The organism is Paraburkholderia sp. A1BS-2L (genome assembly GCF_051125205.1).
Classification (GTDB): domain Bacteria; phylum Pseudomonadota; class Gammaproteobacteria; order Burkholderiales; family Burkholderiaceae; genus Paraburkholderia.
Genome location: NZ_CP120430.1, coordinates 486,675 through 504,072 on the forward strand (window position 1 = coordinate 486,675; position 17,398 = coordinate 504,072).

A 17,398-nucleotide genomic window follows, 5' to 3' on the forward strand; every position below is an offset into this window, starting at 1 on the left:
GGCGCCATCACCGCGACGCGCAGGGTGCCGATGCGCTCGGCGAAAACGCATCGGCCAACTGGTGCAACCCGAGCGGTCACGCGAGCGGAAGCGCGCGCTCCAGAATCGCGTCCACCTCCACGCCGGCGGGCAGCGTGCCGAACACGCGGCCCCACTGGTCGTCGAAGCGGCTGGCGATGAACGCGTCCGCCACCGGAGCGGGCGCGAATTCGTGCAGCAAACGCGCCTGCACCAGCAGAATCAGACGTTGCGCCTCGCGCCGTGCGAGGAATTCGAGCGTATCGCCGTCTTGCCGGAACGCGCGCGCAATGGCTTCGAGGCTCGGGCGCAAACGCGCGTCGCCGCTGCACACCGAGGCCAGATCGCCCATCAGCGCTTCGAGCGCGTCCGGCTCGCGGCCGATCGCACGCAGCATGTCGAGCGCCATCACGTTGCCGGATCCCTCCCAGATCGAGATGACCGGCGCCTCGCGATACAGGCGCCCCATCGGACCTTCGTCCATATAGCCATTGCCGCCGAACACTTCCATCGCTTCACCGGTCAGCTCGATGCTGCGCTTGGCAATCCAGTACTTGGACGCCGGCGTCACGATCCGCTTGTAGGCGCGCTGAAGCGGCGAGTCTTCCGCGCGCGCGAACGCTTCGGTGAGGCGCATCATCAATTGCGTCGCGGCCTCGCTTTCCAGCGCCAGGTCGGCCAGCACGTTGCGCATCAGCGGCTGGTCGACGAGGTATTTGCCGAATGCCTGGCGACCGCGTGCATGGTGAATCGACTGCACGAGCGCCTGGCGGATCGTGCCGGTGCTGCCCATGACGCAATTCAGGCGCGTATAGGACGCCATTTCGATGATGGTCGGGATGCCGCGCCCTTCCTCGCCAACCATGCGCCCCCAGGCCCCCAGGAATTCGACCTCGCTGCTGGAGTTCGAGCGGTTGCCGACCTTTTCCTTCAAGCGCTGGATATGAATGGCGTTCTTGCTGCCGTCAGGACGCCAGCGCGGCACGAAGAAGCACGAAAGGCCGTTCTCCGTGCGCGCGAGCACGAGGTGCGCATCGCACATGGGCGCGGAGAAGAACCACTTGTGGCCCGTAATCTCGTACTCCGCGCCGCGCCCCTGGCCGCGCAGCGGCGTGGCGCGCGTGCTATTGGCGCGCAAGTCGGAGCCGCCCTGCTTCTCCGTCATGCCCATGCCGACCAGCATCGACGATTTTTGCTCGAACGGAATATCGCGGGCGTCGTAGCTGCGCGAATAGAGCTTCGGCGCAAGCTGAACGAATAGTTCGGGCTCCTTCTGAAGCACCGGAATGCATGCGAAAGTCATCGAGTTCGGGCATTGCGATCCCGCCTCGATCTGGCCATGCATCGAAAATCCCGCCGCATACGCCGCCCATGCGCCCGGCCGCAAATCGCTGAATGGCCGCGAGACCAGGTCATACTCGCGCGCCATTTTCATGAAGCCGTGCCAGGCGGGGTGGAATTCCACACGGTCGATGCGATTACCCTGGCGATCGAAGGTATGGAGTTCGGGTTTGAAGTGGTTGGCGTCATCAGCCATTTGCACCATTTCTTCGCTGCCGAGCAGCGCGCCATGGCGTGTCAATTCCTCTTCATAGGCTGCGCCGCCGCCGCGCTGGACCGCCTCCTGCAGCACGATATCGGTGCTGTAGAGGTTGTAATTTTTCAGTTCCGGCACGACATTCGTGACTTCGTGGGTTGTCCAGTTCATATCGCAATGTCCCTTTCCTGTTCCATTATCTTGCGCCGATACCCACTGGCACGCGAATTGCCCTGCCAGCGGCCGACGCGGGATACACATAACAGTGTAGGGAGGAATGCTCGCGGGAGTGTCCGGTTTGAAAAACGTCAGGCCGCCCACGCCTGGCGCAATCGCAACGGCGGCAGGCTACGGCGCGGTGTCGATTCGCCAGATCGTGGCGCTGGCGGGCGTGGGCGTGGGATAGCGCACATACGCGCGAGATCGGATGCGTATTCCCGCCCCAGGGTTTGCTGATTACTGCACGCCCTCTGCCCGGCGCGATGGCAGCGCATACTCCGCGGCCTGCCAGGCGAGCAAACCAGGCACATAAAACAGCAGATCGCGCACGCGCCGCGCGCCGGCGAGCGCGAGACACGTGGGCGCGTCGAAACCAAGCAGCCCGCCAATCAGCACGAAGCCGCCCTCCTGCACCCCCAGGCCGCCCGGCACCAGAAACGCAGCACTACTGACAAGCTGAATCAGCGCCTCGATCACGAACGCCTGAGCAAAGCTCGCCTGCGCGCCGAGCACGTGCAGCGCGCCCCAGATCTCAAGTGCGTAGCCCGCGCACTGCAGCGTCTGCCAGATGAGCAGATAGCCGACGACCACACCCGTCTGCCGCCAGATCAGCTTGACCGACTGGTCGACGCGCACCGACTTGCCCACCAGATCGACCACCTTGCCGCTCGTGACCCGGTTGATGACGTGAGCGGCCCGCTCGAATGGCCGCGCATGCTGAACGAGTGCGAACAGCACCAGCACCGGCGCGATTACGGCGATGCCCCACGCCAGCCGCCCTGCCACGCGCGCGGCATCGGAATTCGAATGTTCGAGCAGATAGCCGGCGGCGATCAGCCCAAAGACGAGCTGGCTGATCAAGGTGAGCTGCATGTCGACGACGAGGCTCGCCGCCGCCGTCGCGGGACGCACGCCGGCGCGCCCGAGCAGGCGGAACGAGACGATTTCCCCGCCGATGCGCGCGACTGGCAATAGATTGTTGATGGACTCGCGAATCCACACGAACCGAAGCATGGTCGCGAACGACGGTCGCTGCGCCCTGCGAATCAGGGTGCGCCAGTCCCAGGCGTTCGCGGCCATCGGCACGATATGCAGCAAGGCGGCCAGCACGAGGCCCATGCCTGCGCCTTGCAGGAGTTGCAGCACGGCTGCGGGATGGTCGCGCCATACGAGCCACGCGGCAACCGCGAGACCGCACAGCGCAGCAATACGCCCAAGGTGTTTCATCCGCTGATATCGTTGATCTACTCATTTGTCTTGAACGGGTGACAGCATCCCGTTCGCGTCGACGCGAAAACGCGTCCCGCGCCACACCACGCCCGACGAGCAAAAGCTCGCCGCATAAATCGCGAACTGGGCCGCATCCCAAAGCGGCAGGCACAACAGCCCGCTGCACTTTTTCCCGGTGGCGCGATCGGTCCTCCAGACCAGCAGCGCGCGGGCGCACAACGCAACACCGGCCAGCGCCCAGGCGGGGATCGCGCCGCCCGACATCGCCACCGCAAGCAGCGCGAGCGGCAACGGATGCATGAGCACCGCGCCCAGATGCCCCGAGCGGTCCGCCGCTCGGATGGTGCGGCTCCAGCGCAATTCGTGCGCGAACACCCTGGAAAACGTATTCTCCGCGCAAGCGTGCTCCACCACAATGGGCGGAATGGCGACGGTGGCGCCCGCGCGCCGCACGGCCTCGCCCACCGCATGGTCCTCCGCAAGGTGATGCGCGAACTGGGCCAGACCGCCAATGCGCGCGAGCATCTCGCGAGTCATGGCGATGGACTGGCCGAAACACGGCCGGGCGCGCCCGAGCGCGAGCCCCGTGACCACGCCAGGCAGAAAATGATAATTGGTCAGCGCGGCGGCAAGGCGCGGCCAGAATCCCGTCGCATGGCGGCCGCGATAAACCGTCGTCACGAGCCCCACGCCCGGTTGCTGCAGCGTCCCGACGATATGGCGCAAATAATTCCGCTCGACGCAGACATCGCTGTCGGCGAAACACAGCACCTCGTGCTCGGCCTTTTCGAGCATGTTCACGAGATTCGCGATCTTTCGGTTGGGCCCGTACAGGCGCGCATCGGCCACCACGGTGATATGCGCGCCGGGATAGCGAACCCGCAGCCTTTCGACGGCCAGGAGCGCTGCATCGTGCGCATCATGAACGCCAAAAAGATACTGCACCGGCCCCGGATAATCCTGCTCGAAGAAACTGGCGAGATGCGCTTCGAGTTGCCATTCGTCGCCGTGCAGCGGCTTGACGATGGTGACGGCGGGAAAGCGCTGCGGCGCAGCCACGTCGCGCGCAAAAAAGCGGCCTATCAGCCAGCTTGCCACCACCGTATAGACAATGCCGAAGATGGCGCCAAGGCCGCACAGGATCGCAAGGCATTGCGCAACCATGTGAGTAATGGTCAGCAGCGCGACATGCCCCGGCAGAAGCGCAACCGAAGCGATATCGACAGAAGCGGCGGCCGCTACCATGACGCCTCCCAGGCGCGCCGTCGCCCGGCAGAAAGGCAAAGCTGCAAAAGCCAAGGTTGCAAAAACCAGGGTTGCAAAAACATTACATGCCCCTTCGAGTGCCCATCTGGTTCGTCCGCGGTTCGTTCGCCATTCGCCGGTTAACCGAGCGTAGCAGTGTTTTCTGACGAAAAGATTAACTTCTTACTAACGGTTCGTCCCCTCTTAATCTTTAGTTAACGGTCGGCGGCTACAATTGGTGCTCGAATTCACTCTCTTGCGTCGAGGTCTCCATGCATACCCCATTACGATACGATGCGCCCGCGCGTCTTCTTCACTGGCTCGTCGTGGCGCTCGTGGGCGCACAGTTCGTGCTGGGCTGGACGATGCCCGACGTTCACCGCGATACCCAGCCGGTCGGTCTGATTGCGGCGCACCTGATCGTCGGCACCACGCTGGTCGCCGCCATGGCGCTGCGTATCCTCTGGCGCGCCACGCATCGCCCGCCCCCGCCCGCAAGCGAACTCTCGCAGCCGCTGCGCACCATTTCCACGCTCACGCATATTGCACTTTACGCGTTGCTGGTGGCCGTGCCGGTGCTCGGCTGGATCAATGCGTCGTCGCGGGCCTGGCCGCTGACGCTGTTCGGCGTGGCGCCGCTGCCCGCGCTCTCGCCTGCGGGGTCGTCCTTCGGGCATGCCATGGGCGACGTTCACAGCGTTCTCGCGTGGGCCTTGTTCGCGCTGATCTGCCTGCATGTCGCGGCCGCGCTGCTGCATCGCTTCGTGATTCGCGATCGCGTGGTGCAACGCATGGCGTTGTGGTGAGCGGCGGGCCCAGGCTTCATGCGGCGGCGGCCAATTGCTGAGTCAATTGTCCGGCTGCCGCCGCGATTTCCCCGCGCAGCCATCGATGCGCGCCCGACGTATGGCGGCGCGCGTGCCAGACCGCCGATACGGTGAACGGCGCCATTTCCACGGGCGGCTGGAGCACCTGCAGCGGCAGATTGCCGACGATGCGCCGCGCAGTCAGTTCGGCAAGCCGGCTCGCAAACGCCATGTGCTCGCGGCTACGCACGAAATCGTGCAGCCGGTACGGCACACCCGCATGCTGCAATGCGCCCGCCATGGCGAGAATCGGCGTGATGCCGATGCCGCCCGCTATCAGCACGGCAGGCGTTCCCCCCACGAGGCGGAAATGCGCCTTGGGCGGCGAAACGAGAATCTGCGCGCCCACCTCCAGCACATCGTGCAGCGAGCGCGATCCACCGCGAGAGACGGGTTCGCGCTTCACGCCGATCACGAAGCGGTCGCGCTCGCCCGGTGCGTTGACGAGCGAGTATTGGCGCACGCAGCCCGCGGGCGTCTGTACGTCGATGTGCGCGCCGGGCTCCATCGGCAACGAGGCGATATCGGGCACGCTCAACTCGAACGCGACGATGTCCTGCGCGGTTACCTCGCGCCTCAGCACCGTTGCGCTCAGCCAGCGCTTTACAGCACCCCGCGCGCCCGCACGCACCGTGATCGGAATAACACGTTGCTCGCGCAACGATGCCGTCGCGTGCGTGTTGCGCTCCACCGTGCGGCGCAGCGCATTCAGCAAACGGTTGTGAAAGCGCGGTAGATCGATCTGCGCCGTTGCGGTGAAAGCCGCGTTGCCGTGCACGATCGTTCGCGCATCGCTGGCCAGTTGCAGCCAGAACTGGACCGAATGCGCACCATCGGCGTTCTGCCACGCAATGCCGACGCGCTCGCCGCTCCGGCGCACGGAAACGCTCGCGTGCACGGCTTCACCATCCGCAAGCGCGTAGGCGGCGAGCGCGTCCGCCACGGCCTGGAGCGGCGCATTGAACGGCAGGCTGCGCAGCGCCACGCGCGGCGACATGATCGAGGCTATCGGTCACGACGTCTTTCGCTGCTGGATCGAAGTTGACCCATAGCCCGTTGTCTTTCTCCGCAACGGCGAACGTGCGCGCGCACAGGCTCGCCGGAGGCTGCCCCTGCAAGGATGCGGGAATATGCGTGCAGCGCCCGTCGCCCGCGCGGTATTGCCAGCCGTGGTATTGGCAGCGCAAGGTCGCGCCGGTGTTCGTGCCCAGCGTGAAGCGCACGCTGCGATGGGGACAGCGGTTTTCCCAGGCGTTGAGCGTGCCGTTGTCGGCACGCCAGAGCGCAAGCTCCACGCCGTGCAACTGGGTGTGAAAGACGTGCCGCAACGGCACGTCGGCGGCGCGGCCCACCATGTGCCAGCCGCGCGGGAGCAAGGTTATCGTTTGATCCATGATCGAAGTTCAATGCCCAGCGGATGAAGAGATGCCCAAAGCGCCGGTCGCGCTGAACGTGCCGTAAGCAACACCGCGCTCGCGCAGCCAGCGCCGGTAGGCGACCGACATGGCATCGGCGCGCGTGGGCATTTCGAACGCGAGATCGAGCGGCAGCGTGCGCGGCACGTGATTGGACAGGATCATCAGGTCCTGCCCGAAGATGGTTTGCTGAAAGAGCCTCAGGCCGCTGTCCGAGGTGGAGTCGTCGAGATAGACCAGCACCGTATGGGCGATGCAGCGGCTCTCGTCGACCGGCTGCACGAACAGGCAAATGACGTCGCGCCGCGCAGGCTGCTGCGGGCTGGTCTTGTACAGCATCGCCGTGAACGGACGCGCGACGCGGTACACATAGTGAGCGTCGATGCCCGTTTGCGCGGAAGCCGCGCTCATCGGCTGATAAAAGCGGCAGTCGCGCGCGAATAGTTCGCCGCTTTCGTGTTCGACGCGGTAAGGCGCGACCTCGGTATGCGGCTCTTCGCCCAGCAGTCCCGTGTGCACATAGGGAAAATGCGCCATGTCGAGAAAATTCTCGATCACGCGCAGCCCGGACGCATGTACGGCGAACGAGCCTGCGCCCAGAATGCGCCGGCCGGGTTCGTCGAATTCGGGGAGCGCAAACGTGTCCGCTGGCGGTTCGCCCAGCGAGAGCCACACGGTATGCAGCCGCTGGCGTACCTGGCAAGGGCTGCCCGTGTCCGTGCGCGTTGCGCGCACGGCGCCCATGTCGTCGAGCGCGTAGTTGACCGGCGTGCCGAGCAGGCGCGTCGGGTACGTGACGCCGGGTTCGACATCCTCTATTACCGCTACCGGATACCACTCGTCCAGAACGGACGATTCAATGGCCATCTGTTGTTCTCCCATCGAGGTCGCGCGATGCATGCGCCGTGGGGGAACGGTAGTGGCTTCAAAAAGCCGCAGCCAACGCTATTCCTTCATGCGAGGTATGAATGATTTCGATGGGTTCGGAAAAGGCCGCCCAGTGGCGAGCGGGTCATCGTCGAGCGGGTGATCGTCTTTTGCCAGCCGCGAAAAAGATTCGCCCGATGCATGGAATAGTTCGCGCCGGCAACCGTTTATCACTTGCCGCAGTCAGGGAGGAACCTTCTCTTGCAGCAGTGCCCCGCTTGCGGCTTTCATACTGCGTGGTCGCGCGGTGATGCCGCGCGCCGCGCCTATAAAAGGAGTAAAAACATGAACAAAACTCTGTTGTGCATCCTGGCTTGTACTTTGCCGGTTGTGTCGACATACGCCGAGACGCCAAAAATTTCGAACGGGATGGTGGTCGACGACAACGGGATGACGCTCTACGCATTCGACAAGGATACGGTGCCGGGCAAGAGCGCCTGCGTGGGTGCCTGCGCCTCGCTGTGGCCGGCAGCCGTTGCGGATTCATACGACAAACCGGGCGGCGACTGGGGGTTCATCGACTCCGGCTCGGGCAAGCATCAGTGGACCTACAAGGGACGCCCGCTGTATCGCTTTGCAAACGACAAGCAACCTGGTCAAATGAACGGTGACGGGGTCAAGGGTATTTGGCATATCGTGAAGCCTTAAACCCCTTGCTAACCTTATCCTGCCGGGGGGCTTCCCCCCGGCAGGATGGTCCATGCAGGTGGCGAGAACGTTGAATATGCAGCGCTCCGCAAAACACCGCAAAGATGGCACGCACTGATGACATCAATCGCGTAAGCGCGCACGCGACAGCCTGCTACCCCGCCCGCGCGAGCAACCACTCAACCGCCCGCCAACGCACTCTCCATCACCACCTGCAGCAGCACGTTCGCGCCGGCCTCGGCCCGTTCAGGCGTGATCGCCTCGCCTTCGTTGTGACTGAGTCCGTCGATGCACGGCACGAAGATCATGCCCGTGGGCGCGACGCGCGCGAGATAGCACGCATCGTGGCCCGCGCCCGAGACGATATCGGCATGCGGCAAACCCAGCGTCACCGCCGCACGCCGAACGGCGTCGATGCACGCGGGTGCGAACGGTACCGGCGCGTAGTCGAAGATCTGCGTGATCGTGTGGCCAAGCTGTGCTTCCTGCGCCACGCGCGCAAGCTCGGCGCGCAATTGCGCATCGAGCTCGGCTAGCACGCCCGAGTCCGGATGACGAAACTCCACCGTGAAAAAGCAGCGCCCCGGCACCGTGTTGCGCGAGTTGGGCTTCGCCTCGATCATGCCGACCGTGGCGCGCCCATACGGCGCATACTTGCGCCCCAGCGACTCGACGAACGTGATCATGCGCGCCGCCCCGGCCAGCGCGTCGCGGCGCAGGTCCATCGGCGTAGTGCCCGCGTGCGCGTCCACGCCCACGAGTTCGATCTCGTACCAGCGCTGCCCCTGGCCGGCCGTCACGACGCCAATGGTCGTGCCGCTGCGCTCGAGAATCGCGCCCTGCTCGATATGCAGTTCATACGCGGCGTGCACCGGCGTGCCGCCCACCGGCTCATCGCCCGCATAACCGATCTGCTCGAGCGCCTCGCCTATCGTCGTACCCGATGCGTCGGTGCGCGAGAGCCCGTATTCGAGCGCATACACGCCCGCATAGACGCCCGACGCGATCATCGCCGGCGCAAAGCGCGAGCCTTCCTCGTTGGTCCAGATCACCGCTTCGATGGGGTACTCGGTCTGCACGCCGGCGTCGTTGAGCGCACGGATCACTTCGAGCCCGCCCAGCACGCCATAAATGCCGTCGTAGCGGCCGCCGGTCGGCTGGGTGTCGGCATGCGAGCCGATCAGCACGGGCGCGGCATCGGGATTGCGGCCCGCGCGGCGCGCGAACACGTTGCCCATCTTGTCGACGCGAATCGTGCAGCCCGCCTCGCGCGCCCACTGCACGAACAGGTCGCGCCCTTCGCGGTCGAGCCCGGTGAGCGCAAGGCGGCACACGCCGCCCTTCTGCGTCGCGCCAATTTGCGCCATGCGTTCGAGCGAATCCCACAGCCGCGCGCCATTCACACGCAACGCGCCCAGCTCCGATGCCCTATGTTGCGAGCGTTCAGTCATCGGAACGCTCCTCGGCCGAACTGGCGGATTGAGCGGCTTCGGCCGGCTTCGCATCGTGCATGCGGTAGCGGAAATCGCAGCGCTTGCCGCCCTGCATGATGGTGCTCGTGCGCGTGAGTTCGACGCGCGGATCGTAGCCCGAGATGAATTCGGCATCGCGCGCGCAGCTCAGCAGGTGGCCGATCTCGCCGAGGCCCATCGCGTGATACATCTCCGCGTAGGCGCAGCGATGCACGTTGTAATCGTAGGCTTCGTCGTCGGCGCGCAGGGTTTCCACTTCGAGCGCATCGTCCTTTTCCCAGAGCACCTGCAGCGCGACGAACGACGCGATGCTCGTGCCGTTCGGTTCGCGCGCCGCGAACTGGCGGCCCGCATCGATCGCCGCGCCGCGCACGGCTTCGGCAATCACGGCCTGGGCGCGCTCGATACCGAAATCGCGCTTGAGGATCTCGTAGATCGGCTTGATGATTTCCGCTTCGATGCGCCGGCGCGCAAGAATGCCGAGTGTCTCGCCGTTCACGCCAGTCTCGTCCGCGACGCTTTCGCGTTGTTGCTGTGTCATCTTTGTCTCCTCGTTACATCGTCACATCGTCACATCATCGCGTTCAGCGGGCAGCGGCCTTCGCGAGCGTCTTCGTGGCCGCGCCGCCGCCAAGCACATCCACCACGGCCCATTTGCCATTCTTCACCTGATAGATCGTATAGGCGGGATCCACGAGATTGCCTTGCGCATCGAAGCCAATCGTGCCGGTCACGCCATCACGATGAATCGCATGCAGCGCCGCGACAATCTTTTTCGGTGCAACAGAATTGGCCTGCTGGGTAGCGGCGATCAGCGTCGCCGCCGCGTCATAGGCGAACGGTGCGTGCAGTTCGATCGGCGCGTGCCAGCGCGCACGGTATTGCGCATCGAACGCCGCGCCGCCCGGCATGCGATCGAGCGGACGGCCCGGCTCCAGCGCCGTCACGCCGTCGCCCGCGGGCCCGGACAGCGTGAGGAAGGTCTGGCTCACGAAGCCGCCCGCGCCGAGCAGCGGCGCCTGGATATGCAACTGGCGCATGCGGCGCGCGAGCGGCGCAGCCTGGGCATCGAGGCCGCCGAAGAAGATCAGGTCGGGACGCTTCGCCTTGATGGCCGTGAGCACGCCGCTGAAATCGAGCGTCTTGTCGGTCACATACTGATGATCGACCACCGTGCCACCGTTGGCCTGCACACCCTTGATGAACTGGTTCGCGAGCCCTGCGCCAAATGCGGTCTGATCGTCGATCACGGCAACGCGCTGCGCCTTCAGCGTTTTCACGGCATACGCGACGGTGTACGCGCCGCCATCGTCGTCGTGGCCCATGATGCGAAACGCGGTATCGAAGCCTTGCTGCGTGTATTGATGGCCCGTCGAGGCTGGCGCGATCTGCGCGATGCCCGCATCGTGATAGACGCGCGCGGCCGGCACGCTGCAGCCGGTGTTCCAGTGGCCGACCACGCCAACCACGTGGCGGTCGACGAGTTGCTGCGCGACCGTGACAGCCGTGCGCGGGTCCGACTGATCGTCGGCGCTCACGAGCTTGTAGACCACGGACTTGCCCGCGATGGTCGGATGTTTCGCATTGGCGTCGTCGACGGCGAGCTGCGCGCCGTTTTCCAGATCCCTGCCGATGCGCGCCGACGCGCCGGTCAGCGGCGCGGCAAGCCCGATCAGCACCACCTGTTCGTCCTGGGCGTGCGCGACGCCCGTGAAAAGCGACGCCGCAAGCGCGGCGGCCGGCAACAGCATAGCTTTCTTTTTCATGTCGACCGATCCTGATAAGCCCGTGTGTTGAGGCGCTATTGAGGCGCATGCCTGCCCATCCCGGGGTCTATGGCGCGCAACCTTGAATAGTGAAAAAGATTAGTCTGTTGTGTTCCGTGGTCTAAATTACGTTTGGTTCGATCAATATGCCGGCGCCCTATAACTTCGATTAAATCCCTGCTTTACAACGGTAAACTGGATTCCATCCGTTCCGCGCACCTTTCGATATAATTCGACACATGAATAAAATTCAGCGAATTGCCGATGATCCGCCGCTGCGGGCGGTGCGCGCATTCGAGTCGTTCGCGCGTCATGGCTCGGTCGCGGCCGCCGCGCGCGAGCTCGACATCACGGCCTCGGCGGTGAGCCATCAACTGCAATTGCTCGAATCGTTCGTGCAAACGCCGCTGACGATTCGCCGTGGCCGCGCGCTCGTGCTCACCGACGAAGGCCGCGACTACTATCGCTCGATCAGTGCGGCGTTTTCGGTGCTGCGCAGCGCCACGGGCTTCGTGCGCGAGCGCTCGTCGCGGCGGCAGATCACGATCAGTCTGATTCCGCTCTTTGGCATGGGCTGGTTCATTCCCCGGCTGCATGACTTTCTCGCGGCGAATGAAGACGTGGACGTGACAGTGCTCTACGCGAATCACCGCAATTACCGCAGCGACGCCGCCGATTTATCGATCCGCTTCGGCACTGGCGACTGGATCGGTTATACGAGCACGCCGCTCATGTCGGGCGCGGTTGTGCCGGTCTGCACGCCGCGCTTTTTGCAGCGCTATGGACCGCTGCGCAAGCCCGCCGATCTCGCGGGCGTGCCGCTCGTTCACGATGAGGACCGCAGCACGTGGGCGAACTGGCTGCAAAGCATGGGCGTGCGCCACGTCGCGCGCACCGAGGGACCGCTCTTCGAAGACGGCCAGCTGACCTTGAGTGCCACGCTCGCCGATCTGGGCGCGGCGCTCATGCGCGCGCCGCTGGTCTCGCGCGAGCTTGCGTCGGGTGCGTTGCGCAAGCTGTTCGACCACGAACTCGACGATGGTCGGCACTACTACCTCTGCTGGCGCGCCGATGCCGAAATGCCGGACGGCGCACAGCGGCTCGCGCAATGGCTGCTGGAGTCGGTGAAGGCGCGTTAATCGCGCCAAAAGACCTCAGAAGCTCAAGAAGAGGAAATGATGTCGCGGCCGTGGACGGATTGATCCGCGCTATTGATGCGGATTGCGTTATGGTGCATCCCCTACGCGGAAAGCGTAACGACGCGCCCGCCCTGCCAGGTATGGATACGCGAGCATGAAACGCAAACGCATGAATGACGTACGGGGCGAATACGTTCGATTTTATGTTCCAACCGGCTCCAACCGTTTTGTCATTGCGTGGTCCACGGACTTGCGCTTTTGCGATTATCCAGCTCCTCAGGCGTTAGATAGTGACGAAAGATTTCGACCTCGCGCAAATCCACTGCCCTGCGAACATTGCGTATATCCCACGGTCCTTTTTCACTTGCTAGTTCGGCAAGATATCGAATGTTGGCCTCAATATCGTAGGGGGAGTCATCCGCCAATGGCAGGCGATAGCCAAAAACAACCGTATTAATCGGCGTGCCGCCAAAGATGTCGAAAAGATATGGATATCCAACGAAATCGCTTTGTTCGACGCGAAAATTATCGATGCGCTCTCCACGCTCAATACGTTTCATTCCTATCTCATCGAAGTTCTGGTAGAGAATATTTGTTGAGACGTCATCCTCAATTTGGATGTTGAATTCGCTCACGCATGGCGTTCCATCCGTAGAATTTCGCGTATCAAATATAAAGCTCACCGACATTACTTTTTCTGGAAACCACGCGTATTCTATTTTTCCATCTTGGTCGGAGTGAAATTGGGGAATCCCCATATTTTTGATGACATTATCAAGCGAGATTTCTCCACGAACCCAACGAAGCCCAATTTTTGTATACCGGAGAAGCGCTTCCTGTTGCTCCGGTGTCATCGGTTTTTGTTGTGAATACGTCATGTTATTGACCTCCGCTCGTGCGACTGGAGGAAAACTCGCAGCGGTCACTGTGGCCATAATCAAACTCGTAAGCGCGGCTACACTGGTCTGCCGGGAAAGTCTTGAGAAGCAAACCCATCTTCGCTTTCCAGTAGGCTGTAGCCATGTCGCCACAGAAGAATGCATCATTCTCCCAGGGTCTCCCGCTGTAGTCGCGTCGGCAGCCAGACGGCGTTTCCACCATTGCATCGATATCAATTGGAGTTCCTCCCAAACCTACGTGTTGCAAAAGATTCTTGGCCACCGTGCGCGCACGCTGGTATTCAGCTTCCAAAGCAGCCATGTCCGCAAGATAGGGCGGAATATAGGGCGTCTTTCGCCATAACACCAACGTTTGCAGATACATGCCAACAGCCATCCGCTTGAGGCTAATGAGCGCTGCCGTATCTTCCGGTACCGGTTGCTGCGCCGCCAGGCGGACGGCCGCGCGAGCGAGTTCGGATGATTTCGCCTGCGTTCCGCTCGTAAGATCCGGCCACTTTGAAATATTCGGAATATCCTCGAAGTTATCAGGGTGCCGGGCGATCAGTGCGTAAATCCAGAAATTTTGCTGACAATGCCGGGATTCGTGGTAAATCGTATCAGCGAATTCAGCGATTTCTTTAGTTTGGCTAACGCGCCCCGCAACATCGGTCGCCACCTGCTTTATCTTGAATGTATCTTCCAGTGATGAAAGATTTAATTGCATGGTCCACGCGGAAGGCGAGAACGAACCCCGCTCAAGAGAATTCTCAGGTCGATACGAAATAATTTGTGGTACTGTTTCAGATGGAATTCCAAATCCACCAGCCGGATTAGTCAGCGGGCCAGTCATAACAGGTTTGATCAGGGTGTGGAAATTCTTGAATTGCTCTTTATCTATTGGCCACGTCAGTTTAAGCGCAGGCGCTATATCGGTCGGCCCGAAATAGGCGCCACCCCACTGAATTTGATTGAGCAGCAGGGAATGCATCGCTTTCGCGTAGTCGCGCGCGAGCGGATACATAAGCTGTCCCTTTCGCTCAGGGTCACGGTCGGAGTAGCGCATGCCCCATCTTTCCGGCGTGCACGTGGCATAGGTCGGTTCAATTCCGGCGGAAGTTACCCCTGGCTTCACCTTTTCCAGTGTGTACGGACCTACTTTCTGAACTACCGCGTTGTCTGCGTTGCGGTCGTTGCTCATGACTGTGTGCTCCCTGAAGAATTAAAAGCGGTCTTCACTGTCTTTGCCAGCATGGGACGGTAAGCCGACAATAACGAGCCATCCTTTCGCAAGAGTTCAATTTCTGCGATCTGCATTTCATCGCCTAATACCAATGAAGTTTCGCCTTTCTCGCTGGAGGTTCCTTCGATGAGTTGTCCATCCTGAAGCGTGATCCGGTAGCGTTGGTGCGCTATCGGCAGGCCGGAACCATCGTCAGGCAAGACGTAGTGGTCGACGACTTTTGCGTCGGCGATATTCGTAATCGGCGTTTTGACTGGTACGTCCTGCGGATCATCCGTAGCGTGAGAAGCCGCATGAACAAGAAATGCCCCATTCGTCTTCCCGATTACGCCTTCCGAGCCGATCACTAGTTGCGAGCCACCACCGTTGAACACAAGGCGTCTTGCTGTAAGCCAGATTTCGTCCTGCTCGCTCAGGATCGTGATGACCTTCCGGGCGATCATGTCCAGGGTGTCGGTCTGTGACGTGATACGCACAGACCCCGGCGTGACAAGCGATATGGCTTTCTGCGCGTAGAACGCGATGGTCTCGCGCACCGATGCAAAGAACGATTTGCCCGTGGCGATGGAAACATGCCCGCCCGCGGTGAGCGCGGTGTTTTCGTCGCTCGCGATGTGCGTGCTGCCTGCCGCCGCTGTCTGAATACCCGCCCCGCTCGAAATCGTCAGGTGCGGCGCTTCGAACTCGGGGAAATCGTCCCCGCCCGGGCGCGTGCTGACCGAAGGCTTGCCGCGCAATTCGGCGTTGTCGCGCTGCATGTTCGCAGTCACGCCGGACTGATCGCTGCCAGCGTCCTGCGCGCCATGTCGCTGCGCCTGCTGCGCCAGGCGCTCGTGAATGTCGCGCGCACGCGTGAGGCGGGCGATGGTCTCACGCATGTCCAGTATCTTGCCCGCTGCGCCAAGCTTCGCGATGGTTGTGATAATCAGGCCCAACCCTGCGCGCACCGCGCCCCGCATGTCCGTGCGCAGTTCGAAGCCTTCGCCGCGCGCATCCTGCCGCCCCTCATTGCCTGCGATGCGCGTGACATAGCCCAGACTCAGGCTGCTCTTGCCATGATCCGATGCCAGTTGCGCCTGCTGACGATTGTCCGTGTCGTCCAGTGCAAGATGGTTTGATGCGCCGCCGTTGCCGAGCGTGCGGCTCACGATGCCGGTGAGCGCACGATTATCCGGCAGTTTCCACGGCGGCATGTTGTCCTGATTCGGCACGAACGCCGCAACGACAGGGCGGTCAGGATCGCCGTTGACGTACGCGACCAGCACTTCCTGACCGGGCCGCCCGTGCATGACGACGCCCATGCCGTCCCCCTGCCAGGGCAGCGCGAGGCGCACCCAGATGGACGTATTCCCGTGATGGTTGCCCTCGCGGTCCCACGCGTACTGGATGCGCACACGGTTATAGGCATCGACCGTCATCGGATGCTGTTCCCATCCGACAATCACCGCATGTTCGTACCCGTCGATGCGTGGACGCGGCGTGACCTGCGGCATGCGATACGGCTCGCGCGTCGGGTGCAGTTCGAACTGCGCTTCAAACTCATACTTCGCTGCTGCGCCGTCCAGCTTCGACGACCGTCCCTGGGTGTTGCGGATATCGATCCGGCAATCCAGCACGAAATACGTGTCGTTCGCTCCGGCGTGTGGGTGATCCGTCAACGTGAACGTCCTGCCGGCTTCGATGCCGCGCAGCGCGCCGCGGCCCTTCGCACGCATGCGCCCGCAGCGTGCGGCTTCGAGCTTCACGCGGGCGAGATGCTGCGCTTCCTCGCGCCAAACCTTCGCTTCCTGGGGTCCCGGACTTTCCACCGGCTCTGTGCGGTAGTGGGTGGTCTCCGGCTGTGCGTACTCCGCCGGCTCGTAGGATTCGATTCGTTCACAGTCGAAGACGTACTCTTGTCCGTCTCCATGCCTGATGCTGTGCTGCTCGCGATACGGCGCGCTGTTCGCGCTCAGTCGCGGCGAAATATAACTGTGGTCGTGGACCACGACCCTGTTAAGCGCAACCGACGTGCGCCAGGACAGATGCGTGACATATTCCCTGTCGAGATGCCCGCCTTTGGGACGGTAAGACAATGTCGCGTAGGGCGGGGTCTGCGCCTTGCAGGCACGGATACTGTCGGCAATGACAAGGAAATGGCGGCCTTCACGGTGTTCGAACCAGATCAGATAGCCGAATTCCTCGCACAGGCGCATGCAGAAGTCCCAGTCCGTCTCCCATGCCTGCCGGATGAAATCGCGCCGGGGAGTTGGGTGCTCGCCGCAGCGAAAATCGATATCGTGGCTGTACGACTTAAGGATGGTGCAGAGGATATTGGTGATATCCGTGTGGATGAAGATGCGCGAGTTCTTGCGCAGCGTCGCGCACCACCATTGCGGGCGCAATACGAATTCATAGACGACATCGTTTCCTTCGATGTCCAGAATTCCGGCCTCTGCGACCATACCGGTGATTTCGCGCAGGCCCGTGCGTTCACGGTCACGGGGCTCACGCCAGTCACGTGTCCGTGTGAAAACATCCTTGAACGTCAGCGTGATGGCCGAGCCCTTGATGGCATCGAGATCGACTTCGAATTCGTCGGTTGCAAACCACTCCGGGTGGGGAACGGATCTGACCGCTTCGATGCGATATTCGAAAAGCTGGCCGATAGCTTCATGGCCTGTAATGCGTCGCGGCAGCAGGACATCCTCGCGGTAATCCTGTTCCCGCCTGCGGTGTTGCAGGGTGATTTCCCGTACGGGCAATGCGTGGCCGTGCATGCGTACGGGGGTGTTGTACTTCCTGGGGAACCACAT

At 62.5% G+C, this 17,398-nt stretch carries 15 protein-coding genes; 3 read left to right on the plus strand and 12 right to left on the minus strand.

Annotation, left to right across the window (positions count from 1 at the left end):
* Positions 1-76 precede the first annotated feature (76 nt).
* From P5W98_RS26765 to hpnI, 3 genes are all read right to left on the minus strand, one after another.
* Positions 77-1,726 (minus strand): acyl-CoA dehydrogenase family protein, encoded by a 1,650-nt coding sequence (locus P5W98_RS26765; RefSeq protein ID WP_421027750.1) that lies wholly within the window; start codon positions 1,724-1,726, stop codon positions 77-79.
* 285 nt (positions 1,727-2,011) lie between these two features.
* Positions 2,012-3,001 carry a lysylphosphatidylglycerol synthase domain-containing protein gene (locus P5W98_RS26770; RefSeq protein WP_421027751.1) on the minus strand — a complete coding sequence of 330 codons (990 nt, stop codon included), beginning with the start codon at positions 2,999-3,001 and terminating at the stop codon, positions 2,012-2,014.
* A gap of 21 nt (positions 3,002-3,022) precedes the next feature.
* Positions 3,023-4,249, minus strand: coding sequence for a bacteriohopanetetrol glucosamine biosynthesis glycosyltransferase HpnI (hpnI, locus tag P5W98_RS26775; RefSeq protein WP_421027752.1), 1,227 nt, complete (start codon positions 4,247-4,249; stop codon positions 3,023-3,025).
* A gap of 272 nt (positions 4,250-4,521) precedes the next feature.
* Here hpnI and P5W98_RS26780 point away from each other — a divergent pair, with 272 nt between their 5' ends.
* Positions 4,522-5,055 carry a cytochrome b gene (locus P5W98_RS26780; RefSeq protein WP_421027753.1) on the plus strand — a complete coding sequence of 178 codons (534 nt, stop codon included), beginning with the start codon at positions 4,522-4,524 and terminating at the stop codon, positions 5,053-5,055.
* A 16-nt stretch (positions 5,056-5,071) separates the two neighbouring features.
* On the opposite strand, the gene P5W98_RS26785 is transcribed toward P5W98_RS26780, so the two are convergent.
* From P5W98_RS26785 to P5W98_RS26795, 3 genes are read right to left on the minus strand one after another with little or no spacing between them, the layout of a single operon-like run.
* Complete coding sequence (locus P5W98_RS26785; protein WP_421027754.1) at positions 5,072-6,112, minus strand: FAD-binding oxidoreductase; 1,041 nt, start codon at positions 6,110-6,112, stop codon at positions 5,072-5,074.
* Positions 6,018-6,509: a Rieske 2Fe-2S domain-containing protein gene (locus P5W98_RS26790; RefSeq protein ID WP_421027755.1), complete on the minus strand. Its 492-nt coding sequence runs from the start codon at positions 6,507-6,509 to the stop codon at positions 6,018-6,020. Before P5W98_RS26790 ends, P5W98_RS26785 begins: the two co-directional genes overlap by 95 nt.
* Positions 6,510-6,518: 9 nt before the next feature.
* Complete coding sequence (locus tag P5W98_RS26795) at positions 6,519-7,397, minus strand: aromatic ring-hydroxylating dioxygenase subunit alpha (RefSeq protein ID WP_421027756.1); 879 nt, start codon at positions 7,395-7,397, stop codon at positions 6,519-6,521.
* A 345-nt stretch (positions 7,398-7,742) separates the two neighbouring features.
* Between P5W98_RS26795 and P5W98_RS26800 the strand changes: the two genes are divergently transcribed.
* Positions 7,743-8,105, plus strand: coding sequence for a COG4315 family predicted lipoprotein (locus tag P5W98_RS26800; RefSeq protein ID WP_421027757.1), 363 nt, complete (start codon positions 7,743-7,745; stop codon positions 8,103-8,105).
* Positions 8,106-8,284: 179 nt separating this feature from the next.
* Here P5W98_RS26800 and P5W98_RS26805 read toward each other — a convergent pair whose 3' ends face one another.
* Genes P5W98_RS26805 through P5W98_RS26815 form a run of 3 tightly spaced genes read right to left on the minus strand, consistent with a single transcriptional unit; the run spans position 8,285 to position 11,343 of the window.
* Positions 8,285-9,556, minus strand: a complete 1,272-nt coding sequence (locus tag P5W98_RS26805) for a Zn-dependent hydrolase (RefSeq protein ID WP_421027758.1) — start codon at positions 9,554-9,556, stop codon at positions 8,285-8,287.
* Complete coding sequence (locus P5W98_RS26810; RefSeq protein ID WP_421027759.1) at positions 9,549-10,118, minus strand: L-2-amino-thiazoline-4-carboxylic acid hydrolase; 570 nt, start codon at positions 10,116-10,118, stop codon at positions 9,549-9,551. The genes P5W98_RS26805 and P5W98_RS26810 overlap by 8 nt, the downstream gene beginning before the upstream one ends.
* Before the next feature lie 43 nt (positions 10,119-10,161).
* Positions 10,162-11,343, minus strand: coding sequence for a branched-chain amino acid ABC transporter substrate-binding protein (locus P5W98_RS26815; protein WP_421027760.1), 1,182 nt, complete (start codon positions 11,341-11,343; stop codon positions 10,162-10,164).
* A 239-nt stretch (positions 11,344-11,582) separates the two neighbouring features.
* Here P5W98_RS26815 and P5W98_RS26820 point away from each other — a divergent pair, with 239 nt between their 5' ends.
* The gene (locus tag P5W98_RS26820) at positions 11,583-12,482 is read left to right on the plus strand and encodes a LysR substrate-binding domain-containing protein (protein ID WP_421027761.1); all 900 of its coding nucleotides are present in this window, start codon (positions 11,583-11,585) and stop codon (positions 12,480-12,482) included.
* 230 nt (positions 12,483-12,712) lie between these two features.
* Here P5W98_RS26820 and P5W98_RS26825 read toward each other — a convergent pair whose 3' ends face one another.
* The 3 genes from P5W98_RS26825 to P5W98_RS26835 are packed head-to-tail and all read right to left on the minus strand — an operon-like array spanning position 12,713 to position 17,398.
* Entirely contained in the window at positions 12,713-13,360 is a 648-nt protein-coding gene (locus P5W98_RS26825) for a hypothetical protein (RefSeq protein WP_421027762.1), read from the minus strand.
* A gap of 1 nt (position 13,361) precedes the next feature.
* Positions 13,362-14,561 carry a hypothetical protein gene (locus tag P5W98_RS26830; RefSeq protein WP_421027763.1) on the minus strand — a complete coding sequence of 400 codons (1,200 nt, stop codon included), beginning with the start codon at positions 14,559-14,561 and terminating at the stop codon, positions 13,362-13,364.
* Positions 14,558-17,398: a type VI secretion system Vgr family protein gene (locus P5W98_RS26835; protein WP_421027764.1), complete on the minus strand. Its 2,841-nt coding sequence runs from the start codon at positions 17,396-17,398 to the stop codon at positions 14,558-14,560. The genes P5W98_RS26830 and P5W98_RS26835 overlap by 4 nt, the downstream gene beginning before the upstream one ends.